The sequence below is a fragment of the Planococcus sp. ISL-109 genome, from assembly GCF_018613655.1.
GTDB lineage: Bacteria > Bacillota > Bacilli > Bacillales_A > Planococcaceae > Planococcus.
This window is the reverse complement of the sequence record NZ_JAGGPW010000005.1, coordinates 13638-32326: the sequence shown is the minus strand read 5'-3', so window position 1 is coordinate 32326 and position 18689 is coordinate 13638. Positions and strand designations below refer to the sequence as shown.

Here is an 18689-nt window from a genome sequence, read left to right as displayed (position 1 = left end):
CAATATAATAATAATTCTAAGGAGTTGTTCAAAATGGAAATGCAAAATCGAGAAGTCGAATCAACGTCTATTCCGCGGATCGGCGAACCGGCACCGAGCTTTGAAATTGAAACAACGCACGGCATGATTTCGAGTGAGTCTTATAAAGGGAAATGGTTTATCTTGTTCTCCCATCCATCAGACTTCACCCCTGTATGTACGACAGAGTTTATCGGATTCCAACGGATCTACCCTGAACTGAAACAGCTGAATACGGAGCTGATCGGGTTGAGCATTGACAGTGTCCATTCACACATTGCCTGGGTAAGAAATATCGAAGAAAAATTCAATGTGAAAATCGAATTTCCGATTATCGCGGATCTCAACAAAGAAGTCGCGATCAAATATGGGATGCTGATGGCTGGAAACCAAAGCACCGAAGCATCAAGAGCGGTGTTTGTGGTCGACGAAAAACAAGTGATCCGTGCAATGATCTACTACCCGCTGAGCACAGGAAGAAATATGGACGAAATCCTGCGCTTAGTGAAAGCTCTTCAAACGGCAGATGAATACGCAGTGGCGACACCGGCCGACTGGCTCCCTGGCGAAAAAGTGATCGTTAAGCCGCCAAGAACGCAGCAGGAAGCCGAAGAGCGTGCGAACAGCAGTGAGTACGAATACGTCGACTGGTATTTCAGCAAGAAAGACCTTTAATAATAGAACCGCAGTTGCAATCTGCGTGTGTTGAATCTCGGGTGTGGACATTTCAACGTGTTCACATTCGAGGTTTTTTAATGGAGTTGCTGAACCGAGATTTGGAAGCAGGCCGAAAGTGCAAGGATGATGGTTGAGTGCTTGAGGAGGCTTTCTCTTTGCAGAGGGGGAGTCGGCCGATCATTTGGTCTATTAGTTGAATACAATATAGAACATAAAAATGCTGTCCCCTAGTCTAGAAGAGGACAGCATTTTTTAAGCTAACTTAGTGTTTGGAGTTCATATAGTCGTGGAATCCTTGCTTGTAGAAACTATACCATTCGTCGATTTCAGGCTGCGGCGCCGCCTGGAGCGCCTCTAGCACTCTTTTTCCGAAATCGAGAAATGCCGAGCCGTTGGCGGTGATGATCTGTCCGCTTCGTACGGCCTGCTGGTGGACATAGCCGGTTTCATTGCTAGCTGTCACCCGCAGTTTCCTTCAAGTCTTCCAGGTCATTGCTCGTATGCGGAATGTCGTTTAATAGGCCGTTCATTCCTAAAAATACCGTCGCATCGCAAATTGCCCCGAGTACAGCCTGTTTTTCCATGGCTTTGTCGACCAATTCCATGACCCGCTTGCTGTCTTCTTTACGCCAGGAGTTGCCGCCGATCAGGATCAAACCGGCAAAATCCTCCGGTGCATCGTCCAGGCCGTAATCCGGCAACACCGTAAAGCCGCCGATCGATTTGATCGGATCCTTCGTCAAGGACACTGTCTGCACATCAAATTTTTGCCCCTGTCCTTCCGGCTCTTCGTTCAGTGCCGCCGCGAGGGATCCGGCTTCCCAATCCGCATAGTCATCCAACAGCACAAAAAGAACTTTTTGGTAGCTCATGTTCCTCACACCCTTCATTTGAATACTCACTAATCTTTAGGTGGATTAATGGTAATGGCCTGCCTATGCAAGGTAAAACACCATGCACAGACTAGTTAGCGCGACGAGGCTCATCGCAATATAGACCCGGCTTCTCCAAGTATCACCTTTAAAATAGAAGTTCACCATGAGGAAATACAGCATCCCGGTAATCAGGACGAACGACATGAATCCGCTGATGTCTTCGATGCCGTGGGTGAAAATCGACAGCAGCAGCCCCGAGAACAGCAAGACGCCGTAAAGGTACATGACGTTTTGGACGGATGCTTCACGCTTAGTTTCCGTTTTCGTGCTTTGCAGCGTGTATGAATTGGTCAAAACGTGTTCACCTCCTGACTGATCAGTCCTATTCATCGCGATGTCATTTCACTTTCTTTTTTCTCAACAAGTAGATCACCAGCAAAATCGCCAGGATCGGCACACCGTAAACAAAGACAGTAACCAGCGCATCAACAATATTGATATTCGTTTCGTTCATAACCCGTCAGCTCCTTTTGAGGTTCTGTGTTGCTTGTATATACTTGCTTAGTTCCGCTATGGTTTCATTATTCTGTGAATTAACGAAACTATTCCCGATCAATCAAGATTGTATGCATTCTTTCCGGCGAAAATTCTCTATGTGCCCATCGCAGAGAACGCATGGAAAGCGAGGTCAATAACAGGGGGAAAACTATAGATGAAACACAAAAAGGCCCTTCCGCTTGGAAGAGCCTTTTTCAATACTGCGAGTTATGCGCTTTCCGCATCCTGTGACGCTTTCCGGTACGTGCGGCGGAATGTGGCGAGCGTCACGAGCACGCCGATCCACAAAATCGGGCTCGTCAGCGAGAAGCCGCTTTTGGACTCACCGCCGAGCGCCGTCAAAACGAACAGCAACAGCAGCGGGTAGACGACCGCGATAAGCGGGAACAGCACAAGGAAATGCTTATCCCGCTGCGGCTGCAGGCGCAGGGCGATGAGCACGATCATGGCGGCCATCACCGCAAACAGCATCAACGGCGGAATGCCAATCTCAGCGAGCGTGCCGGGGAAATAATCGTTGACCAGAAGCAGCGATACATTGGTGAGCAGGACAATCGAGATGAGCCAATAGGTTTTCAAAAAAAAAATCCTTTCCGTGATTGTGCGATTTGCTTTCTTCAGTGTAACAAAAACTGCCTATCGGTTAAGGGATGAAAACTTATTTAGGCGCAATCGTTTCAGGAAACTTAGTACTTAAAGGGTCCTCGGCTGTTTTATAATGGAAGAAAAAGACGGGAGCGATTTAAATGGAAGCGGAAAAGAATAGGAAGGTGTGCGTCAAAGGCCATGCGTATTACAAAAGCAGCGACTGCCCGACCTGCCCATTCTGCAACAAGGAAAACAAGCCAGCCAGCGGTTTTCTATCACAGCTCAGTTCACCGGCGAGAAACGCCCTGCTCCATGAAGAAATCGACACCTTGGACAAGCTGTCGGCCTACAGCGAAAAGGACATCCTCAAGCTCCACGGTGTCGGCTCGGCATCTTTGCCTGTGTTGAGGGCGGTGCTCGAACAAGCGGGGCTGTCGTTTAAGGCCTAACCGCGGGAGTTATGGAGATGAATGGATCAGGAAATTGAAGAAAAGGGAAAGGCTTTCCCCATTGGAAGAGCCTTTCCTTTTCAAGTTCACTCGCTTCCGGCTTTTTGTTGGAAAGGCATTTTTTCTATTATTAGAATGTGTCGCTATTTGAAGCTTGCGTGACTATCAAGTCCTTTTATTTTGCATCCAACACCTATACAATTAATTTACGGAATATTCCGAAATTTACTTGTAGAAGAGTGGTTCTCTCATGTCTTAAGTGGTTCTAAAAATTGGCATGGGTGGTTCTATTAAATCGCTGAATGTAGTTATTGAGTTGAGTAAAGGTTCTGCGTTTTTAAGTGATGCAAATACCTATAGGGAGAAGGAGGAAGGGAATGGTCTATATAAAATTTGTCCTTTTATTTACGATTGCACATGCACTATCATATGTAATTGCTGGAGCGATAGCATTGAAATTCAGTAAAGACATATATGAAACTAAGAATAGATTATGTAGCTTCATGAATGATATGTTTGATGACAAAGAAAGGGGACATGTTGAAAAGTACTTCTTGCCTGCCCAAATCATAAGGGGTATTTTAATGGGGATTGTTCTCTTACCCCTGGTAAGTGGAATAGGGGAACTTGCTTTATTAGTGCAATTTGTCTTTTTCGCTAGTTTGATGTTTATTTTCACGCATTTTTCATCCGCATCGCCATTTATGGACAATATCGAAGGACAAGTTTATTTCAAAAAAGAATATTTACACAGAAAATCTTTCTGGAAGTTTCAACTTGAAATGGTCATGTATAGCATTTTGTTTGGCCTTTTAATGACTATTAGCATGTACTTTTTTGTCTAAACTTTCTTATTAACATATTACTGTAATTCAACTTTCAAATGAGAGAGGCCCGAAATACTTGCGGCAAACAGAAGCTTGCATGAAGCACAGCAGCATCCGGAGAAAAGCGGTGGAATGAGGGGGAGAAGGATTCAAAAAATCCAGCGCGTGGAAAGGAGACGGATGGAATGGCGATTCAGACGATTGACGAGTATATCGAGCAAGCACCGGAAGACGTACGGGAGATTTTGCAGACGCTGCGGCGCGTCATTCAAGAAGAGGCGCCCGACGCTCAAGAGGCCATCAAATACCAACTGCCGACCTTTGTACTAAACGGTAACCTGGTCCATTTTGCGGCATTCAAACACCATATCGGATTCTACCTGGTGCCGAGCGGAATCACCGCGTTTCAGCAAGAGCTTGCCGCATACAAACAAGGAAAAGGATCGGTCCAGTTTCCACTCGACCAGCCGATGCCTTATGACTTGATCCGCCGAATTGTGCGGTTCCGTTTGGCAGAAAACCTTGAAAAAAAAGCGAATGACGGCGGCCTTGCAGGAATGAGATTGGACTAAAAAACAGACGTGATTCGACAGCTTTGGGTATTTGCCATTCTCTTTCCGCTGTGATGAAGAGATACGCCGGCAAATGCCGCTAACTGTTCTCCCTGCAGATCGCCAGGATGACACGGGCGGCTTCAGTAGCACCGCCGGCGAATTGAAAGCTGGCGGACAACTGCTGCGCCTGGTGCTGATAGGAAGGATGCGACAAAATTTGCGCTACAGCTGTTTCCAACTCTTTCGGTGTCGTGCCTTTGAGCAAGACCCCAGCACCCAACTCCGCCACCCGGTTAGCGATCATTTTTTGTTCGCTATGCTGCGGGAACAGCACCATCGGCACGCCGAAATACAGGCTTTCGCTGACGCTGTTCATGCCGCAGTGGGTGAGGAACACATCGGTATTGTGCAAAACGGCAATTTGGTCGACCGTCTGTTGGACGGTGAAATTGTCCGGAATGTCCGGTAGCAGCGAAAGATCCGTTTTTTCGCCGGCTGACAGGACGACTTCATAATCTTCGTGCGCAAATGCTTGGAAGCAGTTGCGGTAAAAAGCTGGATTCCGGTTCAAAATGGTGCCGAGGGAGATGTAGATCCGTTTTCGCTGTTCGCTCTTCGGTTGCGGAATATGTTCCGGAATCGAAGCCCCGACAAAAGCGTACCGTTTGGAAAAAGTGTCCGACATCGGCTGGAATTCCTTCGACGTGTAGACGATGGTGTCTGTTTCGTTATCATTTTGAATCAAGGCAATAAAGTTTTTCACCGGAAAGCCGTGGTCGTTCAGTTGCTTGATTTTTTTGCGGATGCGCCGCATGCCGCGCAGCAACAGCCAGATCTCCGCGGCACCCGGTCTGATCGACTTCGCGGTATATTCATTAAACGCAAATGTCGTCGTCGAACAGATATAGGGAATGCCGAGTTTTTTGGCGAACAGCTTGCCCCAAGCGGCTATGGAGTCGGAGACGATGCAGTCCGGCTGAATGTCCGCGAGTTTCTCTGAGGCGTAGGGTTCCAAGGCGATGGTCGTGTCGGCGACCATTTCGATCAAAGCCGCAAAATCCCTGCCGACTTTCTTCTCCAGCTCCTGTTCGGTAAACTTCGGCAGAAAGCGGTCGCAGCCGATAAACGTGGCACCGGCTCCTTCGATCTTTTCCCGGAATTCGTCGAACGAAAAATACCACACCTGATGGCCCCGTTTCGTCAGTTCCGCGACCACTGGAAGGGTCGGGTTCGTATGGCCATGGGCAGGAAGCGAAAAAAAGACGATTTTCTTCATTTACTCCAACTCCTTCAGTTCGGCTGTCTGGATCATTTCCGCCAGTTCCAGAAAGCCGTCACTTTTTAACACCGCAATTCACTTTGTCGCTGCTCCTGACTTAGCTTGTACTTTTTTCACAAGACACGAATATACCAATCGTATTTTCATCTTCCTTAGCTTCACTATATAGCGCATATCCAATGAAATCCATCAACGAATGCATGCATTTCCTGTTAAAAATTGTGGCATAAGCCTCTTGGGATATAAGCGGGAAATCTGCACAGTGACGGAAATCGCATGTGAAAGACAGGGGGAAGGGAAGTTGAGGTCCATCTGCGCTGTACAAGCGATGAATTTTTCATCGTCGTTTCGGAGTGCAATCCCAAAATTAGGATGGTGGAGGAATTGTTTTTGTTATTCCGACGATATCAAACAAGGTAGGGCCATTTTTCAATGGAGTGAAAATCAGCATAGTTAAATCCCCAAAAGCGGGCATTCCGCCTTTTGGGGATTTTTTTTGATTGGGGATAGCCTTCAATTGAAAATACTAATACTAAAGAATTAGTGATTCAAAACTTTAGAATAAGTAATAATTTGTAAAATGAGGAATATGTTATAATGCGTTTGAATAAGAAGTGAAAAAGCCAGGCGCACCATGGAAACAGAGGTACAACAACCTATTAAATCCACATACATACGATTCAGAACATCCAACCGCAAATTACATTAGTACTTGAAAATTGCTCAATAAACAAGCGGAAATCCAGGAGGTGCAAGATGGCGAAAGTTTTTTATGACGAAGTCGGTGATCGCGAAAGTATCTACCAAGCGGCAGTGAAGTGGAAAGAACAGTGCTTATTGCTAGACGGTTCATTGTTACATGACGATGCTGAGATCTGGACTTTAGAGAATTTAAAAGCATTAAAAACGCGGTTCAATGATAACCCGTCATATACGGAGAAGACGAGCTTCGACCAGAAGTTCGAGGCGCAGTTGAAGGGTGCACCACCATCTGTTTATCAACTGGCGATTGAAGTAATTTATATTTATTATTTGTTTCCTTATTACAAATCAATCAATTTTCGCACCAAGCAGCTGAAGCTGGAGAATATCGCGAGTTGGGGAGACATCCCTTACAACAATGAACATCCGATGCTTAAAAGTCTAGAGCTAGGTATCGGCGCGACGGGCACGTTTTTCAACGTGGCAAAATTCGAAGAGATTTCGTTTATCGTCCAATTTGCCATCATTCTCAAAGAGATGGAGGCGGAACAAGCGCAGGTCGTTTTGAACGATCCTTGGAAACTGAAAGATATCATAGTGGATGCGCGGCGGATTATCGGGAAGAATGTTCAGGTCCAGCACATCATCTCCCACCTGCTCGAGCCGGATTATTTCGAATGCATGGCGAGTGCAGAACATAAGCGGCAGATTGCCAAGAAATTCAACGACCGGGTGAACGACAAGAGCGACAACGATGTCGATAAGCAAATATACGAGATCCGCCAGTCGCTCGAAGCCGAAGGACGATACAATCCAGTGAACTTTTACCATACGAATGAGATTTACCAGATATGGCATTCGAAAGCTGTAAAAGCGAAGAAACCTATTATAGATGACGTGCCCCCGCAGCCTGTTCCGGACAAAACCGATAACCAGATCACCATAGCAGGTCTTGGGGATCTCGTTTTTGAAAACGGCAAAATCATTGAAAATCAAATCCAGACCGCACTCAATAGCGGCAAGCACATCATCCTGACTGGGCCTCCAGGAACCGGAAAGTCGAAGTTGGCAAATGAAATCTGCAGACAGGCGGGTGCCGGCAGCAAGCTCGTCACCGCGACATCCAACTGGACGACCTATGACACGATCGGCGGCTACAAACCGCAGAAAAACGGGGAATTGTATTTCGATCCCGGCTTGATCCTCCAATGCTTCAAAGACAAGTCCGGAACAAACTTGAACCAATGGCTGATCATCGACGAAATCAACCGGGCGGATATCGACAAAGCGTTCGGCCCGCTATTTTCCGTGTTGACGGGGGATGAAGTGACTTTGCCGTATGAAGCGGCAAACGGTCAGCAGATCGTCATCAAACCAGAAAACGGAGAAGACACGCTGGCTACTTCACAACACTACGTGATGCCGGATGGGTGGCGAATGATCGGTACGATGAACACCATTGATAAATCTTCCTTGTTCGAGATGAGCTATGCGTTCATGCGCCGTTTCGCCTTTATCCCAGTCGGTGTACCGAAGACCATCAGCACGCCGCTCATCGAAACCTATTTGGCGTCCTGGTTAATCGAAGATTATTTGCACGTCGAAACCTTGACGAATGTTTGGAAGCTCATCAACCAATACCGGAAAATCGGTCCCGCTATCGTCCATGATATTGCTCGCTACACTGTTGAAGATGAGGACTTTACGTCAGCCATTATCCTGTATGTCTTGCCACAATTCGAAGGCTTAAGCGACTACAAGATAAAAGATTTCGTCGTACAGTTGACTGAGCAGTTCGGGGATGTCATTGTCGCGGAGTTGTTGCAGGACTTTGTCGAAGACTTTTTCCAAATTGGTGTTCTGGATGACTGATGAATGGATGGTCGAGGAAGTCAGCACGCATCTCTACGGTTATTTGAAAGAAGGAACGGTTCATGTCGACTCCGTGTTTCATAAAGCGAGCCCATCGATCGACCGCTTGGAGGACTTGCTGAAGCTGCGGTTCATCAAAAGCCGACGGACGATCGCGTTCATGAAAGCATTGGAACACGAGCTGTCCTCTATCAAATCATCGACCGACTCTCGCACGAGCGAAAACTATTTCGAAGTGCGGGGTGAGGTCATGTGGCAGGAAACAATCCAGCGCCGGCTCGAGACCAACCCGAAAGACACGTTCCGCTTCGTCACGCGCGAAACCGAACGGACTTTCCAGACCGATGAAAACCTGGTGCTGAAAGAGCTGCTCATCAAACTCCATCATTATTGCTTTGAAGATCCATTCTTGGCGATTTTCCGGGTGCGGCCGTGGTATGAAGAAGTGATGGAGAGCCGTGGGTTTGTTGAGCAAGGGCTGTTTCACAATGTCTACGTTTCGCGGGTTGAGTGGCGGAACGTGTCGAACCGGACGATCGAAAAAACGAAATCCCACCGGAAGCGGATTTACCGGGAAGCCGCTCATTTACTTAGCAACATCCGCAAGACAGAACGCGGCGAATTTTCACCGGAAGAATTGCACGAAGTGCTGCATGAGTTTTTCATCGTCCCTTCCAATAAAGATGTCCTGTTCGAACTGTACTGGATTGTTCAACTCATCAAGCAGCAGCAACACGTGACCTACCATTTGATGGACCGCACAAGATCCAAAGTCGCCAGCTGGACGGACGGGGGTTATGATTTCCACCTCTACCATGACAGCACCGGTTCGAACCGTGTGAAATTCCATATCCATAGCGACGAACTGAAAGAAAGCACCAACCCGTACTTAATCCAGGAGACCAAATCGTTCCAGCAATATAACGATTTGGCGAAAACTTTCTTTAACCAGGACAAATCCTTAAGCTATTGGCGCGGCCGTCCGGACATCCTGGTCGAAAAAGTCGAAAGTGGGGCAAACCGATTAGTCGAAGTGACCATCGGAGAAATCAAGAACACACAATCGATTCAATACGCCTCAAAAGGGTTAAGCGAACTGTTGACCTATATCCATTTGATCAAAGAAGAGAACGGGCGTTATTTGATGGGAAAAGAAATACAGGTGAAGGGGCTTTTGTGTATTGGTGCTATCGAATTGCATCAAGTGGAGAAGGATAATATTAAGGTAGTGTCATTGTTGCAGAATCAGTTAGTTTAATTTCATAGAAAGGCTAGCAAAGTTCTCCTTTATATGGAGAGCTTTTTTGCTGTGAAAGAAGTTAAGGACTGGCTCGTTTTCTTTGCAATATCTTCCTCCCTTAACAAAGTAAGAATAAAAACATTGGTTTTTGTTAAATATATTTAATTTATATCTGATAATAATATAAAAATTTGATATAATCGAAATATAAATATCGCAACGGAAGAGAGAAACTAAAGGAGGAGGAGAAATGGAGTTCTTACTTGCTCTAATTAGCCTTTTATCAGTGTTTTTTGCAGCGGTGTTTCTGTTTGCGGTGGTTGTAATGTTTTTCCGGGAGAAGAATCAAGAGAAGAAATGGACGAAGCGCCTTTTACTTTATTTCGGGATTAGTGTTGCAACCTTTTTTCTGGCGATTATTTTCACTGGTGATTCAACAGAAGTAGATAGCGTCGACCAAGCATCTGTAGACAATGAGTCAGCCGAAGTCCAGCAACAGGAAGAAGATACAGAGGCAGCGAGGGAAGCTGAAGAACAAGCTCAGGCTGAGCGCGCCGCCGCCGAACAACAAGAAGCGGAAGAAAAGAAGCAGCAAGAAGAAGAACTGAAAAAGCAGGAAGCGGAAGAAGCGGAAAAATTAGCTGAACAAGAAGCCGAAGAGCAGCGGAAACAAGAAGAAGCCGCGAAGAAGAAAGCGGAAGAAGAGAAAGAAGAAGCGCGGTTAGTGGCTGAACAGGAAGCCACAGAAAAGGCCGAAGCGGAAAAAATTGCTACTGAGAAGGCGGCACAAGAAAAAGCGGAAGCCGAAAAGAATTCGATTGATACTGCTGGAACGACTGATCAGATCCCCGTTCAGCTTGTGAAAACGATTGATGGCGATACGATTAAAGTCATCTACGACGGACAAGAAATAAACATACGATACCTATTGATCGATACACCGGAGACGAGCCATCCGCAGCTCGGCAAGCAGCCATTCGGGGAAGAAGCGAAAGCCCGCAACTTGGCGCTCGTCAATAGCGGCCAGCTGACGATTGAATTTGACGTCGGGCAGCGGCTCGACCGCTATGACCGTCTTCTCGCTTATGTCTATGTGGATGGAAAGAGCGTTCAGGAAATACTCCTATCGGAAGGCTTGGCACGCGTCGCTTATGTCTATCCGCCGAATACGCGGCATCTGACACCTTACGAGGAAGCCCAAGCACAGGCGAAGGCGAAAGGCATCGGCATCTGGTCCATTGAAAATTATGTCAGCGCCGATGGCTTCGAAGGAACCGTTCCAAGTGGCGGGTCATCTGGAAGTAGTTCATCGGGCAGTACTGCATCTCCACCTGCTAGCTCTGAGGAAAAAGAAATCTTTCAGAATTGCACTGAGCTTAAAAAAGTATATCCCGACGGTGTACCCCAAGGGCATAAAGCATATTTACCGAAAATGGACCGGGATAAAGATGGTTGGGCATGTGAATCGTAAAGTTTTCTCATTCAAATAAAAAGACTCTCCAAAATTAGAGAGTCTTTTTGTATATCCCTATAATATAGTGAAGAAGCTCTTATTTCGTCTGTCTCAGTTTCTGTATTCCAAATCTTTTGTTGGAGTGATTTTAGTTTATCAGAAAAAGGAAGCGCCCATTGCAAATTAGTCTATGCATTGGGCGCTTCCTTCTTATCTTTGAATATAGATGTTTAGTTTTTGGCTTGCTGACCAAGCTCGATATTCATTGTATGTCTATCATACCAAGGGGGGAGGTCTTTAGAAAAGAGACTCCAAGGTCCATGTTTAAAGGGATATGCTTTAGTTGCTACATCAATTGTAACCTGTGTGGCTTCCTTAGGAACTTGCAAAATAACGATACACTCATGACTAGTGTTTTTAAGTTGTGTGTGAAACTTCCAAAGTACCTTATTATTCGCTTTTCCTTTTGCTTCAATCTGTGCCAATTGAAATGTTAATACGCCAAGATTCATAATAAGATCTGAAGAAAACTTAGTATTTAATTTTGCACCTGCTTCTACCCCGCCAACAGGAGTATTAATTTTAATAGAATTGACACCAATCTTAAAATTTGAATCAATACCTACTTCAAGTTTTCCATTAAAGTTAAATATATCTTGGTATTGGTTTTCTGGAAAAAAACTATCTGCTACAGTTAGTCTGGTTTTATCCTCAACATCATCCGTTATATTCAAAGCTAGTTCCACTTTTCTTAAAAATATAGATTCATTTTCTGGAATCCATATATCAAAAACGATTTTTAAAACGTGATAAGTGTATCCGTGAACATCTGTAGAAATTTCTATGTGAGGAGGAATTTCTTTCTTCTCCTTTTTAAATAGTGGGATTAGTGGATATGAATTAAACTTCTTTGCTATCTCAACACCCTTCTTGTAAGTATTAAGTATCTCTTCTACATTTTCCTTAATACTAATATCTGGCTCTTTTCCTAGAATTCCACGTACTGAATCAAGTTCTTCCGTTTGCGTTTGGGGGAAAGAATCCTCCAGTTGAGCTCTCAATTCATTTAGTTCTTGCTGGTTTAGATTCACATGATTTGTGAATTCTTTTTCAAATCCCATTTTATACCTCCTTTAATTTTAATTTTTGTGTAATTTGGTAAGTAGTTATCAAAATTATAATATAAATAATCAGAAAATTCAATTAACAATATAGAAATAAAATTTCAAGATTGAATAATTCATTTTGCTTTATTAGGCGAAGTGGATAAGAATTGAAAATAGAGGAATGCAAAAATCGGAATACCGATTGCCTCGAGTGTTCCTTGGAAGAAATTATTGACGAACAGCAATGAGGAATTAATCAACAAAGCGATATGGTAGATCTAGAATGTTCGCACAGTCAAATTCTTTTCGGCACGGCAAGAATAGAAAAGCTTTCCTCGAGTTCAACAAGAATTTACTCTTCAAAATTAAAAAATAGGGGATATTTTACATATGTTATGATATGTGAAAAATGATCACTGAGGGGAAGAGTTGGACCAATGAAAAAGGACATTCATGTCGTAGGAGCGGTCATTATCGATGGCGAACGCATACTTTGTGCAAAGCGCGGAATGGAAAAAAGTCTTCCCGGTTTGTGGGAATTCCCGGGCGGCAAAATCGAGCAAGGTGAAACGCCACAAGAAAGCTTAAAGCGCGAAATTCAAGAAGAAATGCATTGCGAAGTGGAAATTGGCGAAAAAGTAGAGCATACGCGTTATGAATACGACTTTGGAATTGTTCACTTACAAACTTTCTACTGCAAACTAACAAAAGGTACACCTGTGTTGACTGAGCATACCGAAATTAAATGGTTAGCAGCGAACGAATTGCCGACATTAGAGTGGGCACCAGCAGACATTCCAGCAATTGAGAAACTCGCTGTAACTTTCGCGAAATAAATTTTACGGGGGTAAGGGGATGGGCATGGATATCGCAAAAGAATTGAGTGCGTCCTTACATAGAGGCTTTATCGATCGCGAATTTCAAACGACGGATCGCTTTAAGCCGAAATTGCTGATTAACAATACAGCGTCTAATCACTATGTATTAAATACACTTCTAGAAGAGCTTGATCAATGTACATCGTTTTTGTTTTCTGTCGCGTTTGTGACCGAAAGCGGATTAGCAACCTTGAAATCTCATTTGGCGGACCTGAATCAAAAAGGAATAAAGGGGCGTATTCTAACCTCTACATTCCTAAGCTTTAACCATCCGAAAATTTTTAAAGAATTATTGAAAATTACCAATGTCGAAGTTCGGCTGTCGAATAAAAAAGGCTTCCACTCAAAAGGATATATTTTCACACATGACACCCACCAAACTTTGATCGTCGGCAGCTCGAATTTAACGGCGCAAGCCTTGAAAGTGAACTATGAGTGGAATGTCAAACTCACTTCTCACAGTAACGGCGAACTGATTCATCACTTCAACGATCAATTTGAGTCGGTGTGGGGAGAGGCAGAAACTTTAACGGAAGCTTGGATTCAGCGTTACGAACAACAATACGTGCCGATCGAATATCGTCGCGATGCCAAACAAATCGCGGAGTTTCCAGAAGTGTACACACCGAATCCACTAGAAGAAGCTATCCACGTCACTCCGAATAAGATGCAGCAAACAGCTCTTCACCAAATTCAAAACGTACGCGATGCGGGGCATCAAAAAGGCTTAGTCGTCTCCGCTACAGGGACAGGGAAAACTTATTTATCGGCCTTTGATGTACGCAGTGTAGCGCCAAAGCGCATGCTGTTTATCGTTCACCGCGAACAAATTTTGCAAAAAGCGAAAGAAGATTATATGAAGATTTTGGGTGGGATCGAAGAAGAGTTCGGTTTTTTATCCGGACATCGCCGTGATTTGAATGCACGCTATGTGTTCGCGACCATTCAAACCTTGTCGAGAGAAGACACGCTGCGGCAAATTGATCCGAAAAGCTTTGATTATATTCTCATCGACGAAGTACATAAAGCAGGAGCCCGTTCTTACCAGCGAGTCATCGATCATTTCGAACCGCAATTTTTACTCGGCATGACGGCAACACCTGAACGAACCGACGACTTCAATATTTTTGAGCTATTTGATTACAACATCGCCTACGAGATTCGGCTGCAGGAAGCGTTAGAAGAAGATATGCTCTGCCCGTTTCATTATTTCGGGGTGACAGAGCTTGAATACGAGGAAGGCGTCATTGACGAAGCGACCGCATTTTCCAAGCTTGTGGCTGAAGAGCGAGTCGATCACATTCTGAAAAAAGTGCATTATTACGGACATTCCGGCGAAAAAGTGAGAGGCTTGATGTTTTGCAGTCGCAAAGACGAGGCGCATCAATTGTCGGAAGCGTTTAACCAAAATGGGTTAAGAACGGTTGCGTTAACTGGCGATACCTCTCAAGAAGAGCGAATCCTCCAAGTGGAGCGACTCGAAAACGGCCGACTCGATTACATACTGACAGTAGATATTTTCAATGAAGGAATCGACATTCCAAGCGTTAACCAAGTAGTCATGCTGCGACAAACACAATCGAGCATTATTTTTATCCAGCAATTAGGACGAGGCTTGCGAAAGCACGGCTCGAAAGAATTCGTCACGATCATCGACTTTATCGGTAATTACAAAAACAATTATCTGATCCCGATGGCGTTATCCGGCGACCGTTCTCAAAACAAAGACAATATCCGCCGCTCGTTAAAAGACACCAATTACATCACCGGCGTCTCAACGGTCAATTTTGAAATGATCGCGAAAAACCGCGTCTTTCAAGCGATTTCCAACAGCAAGCTGACAGATCTAAAAGTGTTAAGAGAAGCTTATATCGCGTTGAAAAACCGTATCGGGCACATTCCGCAAATGCACGATTTTCTAGAGCACAATTCCATCGATCCGCTCGTCATCGTTCAAAAATACAATACCTATCATCAATTTCTCTTGAAGTTGAAAGAAGTAGATCTGTTATGGGGCGAATACGAAGAGCAAGTCATGACGATGTTGTCGCTTGAAATTTTAAACGGCAAACGAGTTCATGAAATTATTCTAGCGGAGATGCTGCTACGAAATGAGCGGGTGTTGATGGAAGACTATCAACAGCAGCTGATCGCTGAAGGAATTCCTTGGAGTGATAAAACCTTCCAATCAGTCATGCGAATTTTCAACTTAGATTTTTTTAATCAAAGCGCCAAAACCAAATATGGAAAAAAGCCATTAATCGAGCAACAAGCTAACGCATTTTTCTGGAATACACAAATTCAAAAGAGCTTACGAGACAATGCATCGTTCCGAAATGCATTAGGAGATCTACTCGCCACAGCAAGACAGCACAGTGCTCGCTATAACCAACAACAAGCGCTCACTTTGCATAAAAAATACACACGTAAAGACGTATGCCGCTTGTTGAACTGGGATAGTGACGAAAGCTCGACCATTTATGGCTATAAAACAAAGCATGGCACATGCCCGATCTTCGTTACGTATCACAAAAGTGATGAAGTCGATTCAAGCGTTGCCTATGGAGATGAACTGATTAACCAAGAGACGATGCACTGGTTCACTCGCAGCAACCGAACTTTATCCTCTGGTGAAGTTCAAAACATTATTCGCGCTGAAGAACTAGGGTTCGCCATTCATATCTTTGTAAAAAAAGACGATGACGAAGGCGGCGACTTCTATTATCTCGGAAAAGCCTCACCTGATCAGGCAACGATTCAACAATCGCTCATGAAAGACAAAAACCACCGGGACATCCCAGTGGTTCAGATGGATATGAAGTTGGAGAATTCGGTGGAGCAGAAGCTTTATCGGTATTTGGTTGAGTCTGTATAGCACTTATGTAAGTATTACAATGAAGTAATATCTGCTACAAGTTATGCGGAAAGAGAGATATATTATCTTGGTTTAATGTAATGTATTCAAAGGGATTTTTTCTCTTTTTTTCTGCTTATTATTCTTTTGGCAAGATACTATATTCTCTATGAAATTAATCAAGAATGAGTGTCGACAATAGAGGATTGTCAAAACTCATGTAACAAGTGAGTTGGCTGGTGCAATTGAAGAAAACGAAGTTCTAACTTTCAAAATAGCGTTAATGCAAAATCAATATCAAGTTATGATTGAAAACAGCGACATTTGTTTCAATGAAAGACGGGCTAAGAAGGTCGTTGAAGCCTTTGTTTTAACTAACCAAAGTAAAGCTCTTGGAACGTTGATAGATGCAAAAAAAAAAGAGAATCTAAAGAAAAACGTTGATATTTTAACAAAAGAATCTGAACAAATTAAAGCAAGAGCAAATGAAATTGAAGAATTCATTAAGGGGAGTTAAATCTTCTCTAGCTATAACGGCTATGATACAAGGAAAAAGTTATCACCCTTAGGGGTCAAGAAAAGGAGTCACCTTCGTGTGGCTCCTTTTTTATAGTATTTCTTATTCTATTAGACTAGGATTATTTTAAGGGGTGAATATATGAAAAAAAAGAAATACGAGGAAAATTTCAAACTTGAACATGGTGTGAAATTATACAAAGAAGATCTTCTCGAATTAAAAAAAATATTAGAATATGATTCTCTTGACTACGATAACACACTTGAAATTAAATTCTTTTATTACAAACCTGATATACCAATTCGATTATCTGCTGACATTGAGGATTTAAATGTTGGAATTGAAAACGAAGATATAGAGTATTTGCAAATAAAAAAAACAATCTCGGAAAAAGGGGCGGTGATAAAAAGTGTGGATATAGTTATTGGTATGAATTCGACAGAAATTGAGTTAACTGGTGACGAAGAATCTTGGCTGAATTGGCAAAGGAACTTGTTAGAACAATTCTTTGCTCGAAAAGAATCAAAATCAGGCAGATATAACAGATGGATTATTAATATATTGCATAGGTATAGCAGCATTTTAGCAGGTATTCTAGGCGGATTTGGAATAGGATTAGAAAATATAACAATGATTATTGCTGCTATAATAATCCTCATTACTACTGCGATCATTACGTATTCTAAACTAACTCATAAACTCCTCCCTTTGAATGAATTTACTTTTAGAACAGAAAATATAAGAGAGTTAATTGAGGGAAAAGGAAGTACTTTTCCAAAATGGATAACAGATGGATTAGCGACAGTATTTTGGGGCGTAGTTACTTATTTAATTATAAAATATAGTGGAATGTAAAACCACAAGTGGTTTAAATGCGAACTAGCAATTATTAAAATATAATAAAATAGGTGGAATGAAGATGAATAATGAAAATTATGTAGTTCCTGAATACGGCAATGCTGAATTTACTTTTCCAAATTGCGATGCTTACACTCACCATACTTAAAATGAAATTCAAAACTCAGGCGTAAATCAGATAGGGTTTGGTTTGTTTATGGGTTTGAGAAGACCTTATAAAGTAACGTCGGTATTTGATTACTCTAGTACTTATGGTGAAAATGATGAAGTTGTTGATGAATTTTTTGGGAATACAGCAGTTAATAAATATCTAAGAGAAGGAGACTATGTGACGGTTTGGACCGAAACAGAAGGTTCGAAGAAGAAAAAAACCTGATTAAATAATAAGTGAAAAGAGATATCCAATTATTGGATATCTCTTTTCATAGCTAGTGTCAACAGAGGATTATCTATACTTACCAAAAGAAATGAAATTTCATTGCGTTGTAATCACGCGTAGTTAATAAACTACTTTGTTTCTAATTCATCGGGCGTAAAGCTGTATTTCTGTAAATGCAGTTTTACGTCCAGTAAGTTTCTTGGTACAATTTTATAAGTACTCGAGATTCAAATAAGGTTTTTTTGAAAGATATAAATATTTAATAATTTAATTCGTTTAGGGGATGCTAAAATATGCCAACTAAAAATAATGACAGTAACAATTTAGAAGGGAAATATGGTTTTTCTGATCAAAAAGTTGACGAAGTCTCTCAAAAAAAAGCAACGAAAAAAGCAACCTTTATGTTGCCTACAGATTTGCATAAACGTTTGAAAACTGCTGCAGTTGAACAGGACAAGACAATGTTAGAGATAGTGGAAGAAGCTTTAAGAAATCATCTGAAAGTTTAATCATTTATCATCAAAAACATTCACTTGGGGGTTTTACTAAATTGAATATATCTGTATTAAACAACCTTAGCGTTAGGTTGCAGAATATTTCTCAACTTTATTATAAACAAGTTTATGTATATGAATATGAACGAGGTAATAGCGTAGAGTATTTTAGTCAGGCTAATCATTATCCCTTAATGAATATAAATTTATTATTATCCGAAAGAATTAAAACAGTAGCTCGGAATAGAAGACCTTATAAAGTAGCGGAAATTTTACATGAATTTATAAATAATGTAGATTCTGAAATTGTCTGTATAGATTTTTATGAAATGTTATTTGAACCATCTTTAGGAGTTAATCCATTTGATCTTTTTACCAATCTAAGTAGAAACAAAACGTTAATTATTACTTGGCGAGGCAGGATTGAAGGTGACTATTTTATTCACGCTGAACCTGGCCACCCAGAGTACACTAAGTACTCCACAAAAGATGCAATTGTTATCAAATAGA

Annotated in this window: 19 protein-coding genes; 13 read left to right on the top strand and 6 right to left on the bottom strand. The window is 42.7% G+C overall.

Annotated features, from left to right (window positions below; genetic code table 11):
- Positions 1-33 precede the first annotated feature (33 nt).
- Positions 34-693 (top strand): peroxiredoxin, encoded by a 660-nt coding sequence (locus J7E21_RS07470; protein ID WP_215106233.1) that lies wholly within the window; start codon positions 34-36, stop codon positions 691-693.
- A gap of 265 nt (positions 694-958) precedes the next feature.
- Here the strand turns inward: J7E21_RS07470 and J7E21_RS16220 are convergent, their stop codons facing one another.
- The 4 genes from J7E21_RS16220 to J7E21_RS07455 form a co-directional block, all read right to left on the bottom strand.
- Positions 959-1159: a type 1 glutamine amidotransferase family protein gene (locus tag J7E21_RS16220; RefSeq protein WP_251047885.1), complete on the bottom strand. Its 201-nt coding sequence runs from the start codon at positions 1157-1159 to the stop codon at positions 959-961.
- A complete protein-coding gene (locus tag J7E21_RS07465) occupies positions 1149-1568 on the bottom strand; it encodes a DJ-1/PfpI family protein (RefSeq protein WP_251047884.1) in 420 nt (139 codons plus the stop codon). Before J7E21_RS07465 ends, J7E21_RS16220 begins: the two co-directional genes overlap by 11 nt.
- A 63-nt stretch (positions 1569-1631) precedes the next feature.
- The gene (locus J7E21_RS07460; protein WP_251047883.1) at positions 1632-1925 is read right to left on the bottom strand and encodes a hypothetical protein; all 294 of its coding nucleotides are present in this window, start codon (positions 1923-1925) and stop codon (positions 1632-1634) included.
- A gap of 411 nt (positions 1926-2336) precedes the next feature.
- The gene (locus tag J7E21_RS07455) at positions 2337-2708 is read right to left on the bottom strand and encodes a hypothetical protein (RefSeq protein ID WP_215106229.1); all 372 of its coding nucleotides are present in this window, start codon (positions 2706-2708) and stop codon (positions 2337-2339) included.
- 167 nt (positions 2709-2875) lie between these two features.
- Here J7E21_RS07455 and J7E21_RS07450 point away from each other — a divergent pair, with 167 nt between their 5' ends.
- The 3 genes from J7E21_RS07450 (at position 2876) to J7E21_RS07440 (ending at position 4565) form a co-directional block, all read left to right on the top strand.
- Positions 2876-3166 carry an RNA polymerase alpha subunit C-terminal domain-containing protein gene (locus tag J7E21_RS07450; protein WP_215106228.1) on the top strand — a complete coding sequence of 97 codons (291 nt, stop codon included), beginning with the start codon at positions 2876-2878 and terminating at the stop codon, positions 3164-3166.
- 377 nt (positions 3167-3543) lie between these two features.
- Positions 3544-4011: a hypothetical protein gene (locus tag J7E21_RS07445; protein WP_215106226.1), complete on the top strand. Its 468-nt coding sequence runs from the start codon at positions 3544-3546 to the stop codon at positions 4009-4011.
- A 167-nt stretch (positions 4012-4178) separates the two neighbouring features.
- Positions 4179-4565, top strand: a complete 387-nt coding sequence (locus J7E21_RS07440) for an iron chaperone (protein WP_215106224.1) — start codon at positions 4179-4181, stop codon at positions 4563-4565.
- A gap of 79 nt (positions 4566-4644) precedes the next feature.
- Here the strand turns inward: J7E21_RS07440 and J7E21_RS07435 are convergent, their stop codons facing one another.
- Positions 4645-5823 carry a macrolide family glycosyltransferase gene (locus tag J7E21_RS07435; RefSeq protein ID WP_215106222.1) on the bottom strand — a complete coding sequence of 393 codons (1179 nt, stop codon included), beginning with the start codon at positions 5821-5823 and terminating at the stop codon, positions 4645-4647.
- Between the two features lie 759 nt (positions 5824-6582).
- Between J7E21_RS07435 and J7E21_RS07430 the strand changes: the two genes are divergently transcribed.
- The 3 genes from J7E21_RS07430 to J7E21_RS16535 all read left to right on the top strand — a co-directional run bounded on the left by J7E21_RS07430 (position 6583) and on the right by J7E21_RS16535 (position 11111).
- Positions 6583-8400: an AAA family ATPase gene (locus J7E21_RS07430; RefSeq protein ID WP_215106220.1), complete on the top strand. Its 1818-nt coding sequence runs from the start codon at positions 6583-6585 to the stop codon at positions 8398-8400.
- Positions 8393-9658, top strand: coding sequence for a hypothetical protein (locus J7E21_RS07425; protein WP_215106218.1), 1266 nt, complete (start codon positions 8393-8395; stop codon positions 9656-9658). The genes J7E21_RS07430 and J7E21_RS07425 overlap by 8 nt, the downstream gene beginning before the upstream one ends.
- Before the next feature lie 232 nt (positions 9659-9890).
- On the top strand, positions 9891-11111 hold the full coding sequence (locus J7E21_RS16535; RefSeq protein WP_353047744.1) for a thermonuclease family protein: 1221 nt from the start codon (positions 9891-9893) through the stop codon (positions 11109-11111).
- 212 nt (positions 11112-11323) lie between these two features.
- Here the strand turns inward: J7E21_RS16535 and J7E21_RS07415 are convergent, their stop codons facing one another.
- The gene (locus J7E21_RS07415) at positions 11324-12214 is read right to left on the bottom strand and encodes a hypothetical protein (protein WP_215106216.1); all 891 of its coding nucleotides are present in this window, start codon (positions 12212-12214) and stop codon (positions 11324-11326) included.
- Between the two features lie 422 nt (positions 12215-12636).
- Between J7E21_RS07415 and J7E21_RS07410 the strand changes: the two genes are divergently transcribed.
- The 6 genes from J7E21_RS07410 (at position 12637) to brxF (ending at position 18688) form a co-directional block, all read left to right on the top strand.
- Positions 12637-13035, top strand: a complete 399-nt coding sequence (locus J7E21_RS07410; RefSeq protein WP_215106214.1) for a (deoxy)nucleoside triphosphate pyrophosphohydrolase — start codon at positions 12637-12639, stop codon at positions 13033-13035.
- Positions 13036-13060: 25 nt separating this feature from the next.
- The gene (locus tag J7E21_RS07405; protein WP_215106212.1) at positions 13061-15952 is read left to right on the top strand and encodes a DEAD/DEAH box helicase; all 2892 of its coding nucleotides are present in this window, start codon (positions 13061-13063) and stop codon (positions 15950-15952) included.
- 211 nt (positions 15953-16163) lie between these two features.
- Positions 16164-16448: a hypothetical protein gene (locus J7E21_RS07400; protein WP_215106210.1), complete on the top strand. Its 285-nt coding sequence runs from the start codon at positions 16164-16166 to the stop codon at positions 16446-16448.
- 141 nt (positions 16449-16589) lie between these two features.
- The gene (locus tag J7E21_RS07395; RefSeq protein WP_215106208.1) at positions 16590-17303 is read left to right on the top strand and encodes a DUF211 domain-containing protein; all 714 of its coding nucleotides are present in this window, start codon (positions 16590-16592) and stop codon (positions 17301-17303) included.
- Between the two features lie 675 nt (positions 17304-17978).
- The gene (locus J7E21_RS07390; protein ID WP_215106206.1) at positions 17979-18194 is read left to right on the top strand and encodes a hypothetical protein; all 216 of its coding nucleotides are present in this window, start codon (positions 17979-17981) and stop codon (positions 18192-18194) included.
- A gap of 41 nt (positions 18195-18235) precedes the next feature.
- Positions 18236-18688 (top strand): BREX-3 system P-loop-containing protein BrxF, encoded by a 453-nt coding sequence (gene brxF / locus J7E21_RS07385; protein ID WP_215106204.1) that lies wholly within the window; start codon positions 18236-18238, stop codon positions 18686-18688.
- Position 18689: the final 1 nt, after the last annotated feature.

Excerpts from the sequence above, each read along its gene's own strand:
- J7E21_RS07415 (WP_215106216.1), bottom strand. The coding sequence starts at position 12,214 with ATGGGATTTGAAAAAGAATTCACAAATCATGTGAATCTAAACCAGCAA.
- J7E21_RS16535 (WP_353047744.1), top strand. The coding sequence starts at position 9,891 with ATGGAGTTCTTACTTGCTCTAATTAGCCTTTTATCAGTGTTTTTTGCA.
- J7E21_RS07470 (WP_215106233.1), top strand. The coding sequence starts at position 34 with ATGGAAATGCAAAATCGAGAAGTCGAATCAACGTCTATTCCGCGGATC.
- J7E21_RS07410 (WP_215106214.1), top strand. The coding sequence starts at position 12,637 with ATGAAAAAGGACATTCATGTCGTAGGAGCGGTCATTATCGATGGCGAA.
- J7E21_RS07430 (WP_215106220.1), top strand. The coding sequence starts at position 6,583 with ATGGCGAAAGTTTTTTATGACGAAGTCGGTGATCGCGAAAGTATCTAC.
- J7E21_RS07440 (WP_215106224.1), top strand. The coding sequence starts at position 4,179 with ATGGCGATTCAGACGATTGACGAGTATATCGAGCAAGCACCGGAAGAC.
- J7E21_RS07465 (WP_251047884.1), bottom strand. The coding sequence starts at position 1,568 with ATGAGCTACCAAAAAGTTCTTTTTGTGCTGTTGGATGACTATGCGGAT.
- J7E21_RS07405 (WP_215106212.1), top strand. The coding sequence starts at position 13,061 with ATGGATATCGCAAAAGAATTGAGTGCGTCCTTACATAGAGGCTTTATC.
- J7E21_RS07425 (WP_215106218.1), top strand. The coding sequence starts at position 8,393 with ATGACTGATGAATGGATGGTCGAGGAAGTCAGCACGCATCTCTACGGT.
- J7E21_RS07395 (WP_215106208.1), top strand. The coding sequence starts at position 16,590 with ATGAAAAAAAAGAAATACGAGGAAAATTTCAAACTTGAACATGGTGTG.
- J7E21_RS07435 (WP_215106222.1), bottom strand. The coding sequence starts at position 5,823 with ATGAAGAAAATCGTCTTTTTTTCGCTTCCTGCCCATGGCCATACGAAC.
- J7E21_RS07450 (WP_215106228.1), top strand. The coding sequence starts at position 2,876 with ATGGAAGCGGAAAAGAATAGGAAGGTGTGCGTCAAAGGCCATGCGTAT.
- J7E21_RS07390 (WP_215106206.1), top strand. The coding sequence starts at position 17,979 with ATGCCAACTAAAAATAATGACAGTAACAATTTAGAAGGGAAATATGGT.
- J7E21_RS07445 (WP_215106226.1), top strand. The coding sequence starts at position 3,544 with ATGGTCTATATAAAATTTGTCCTTTTATTTACGATTGCACATGCACTA.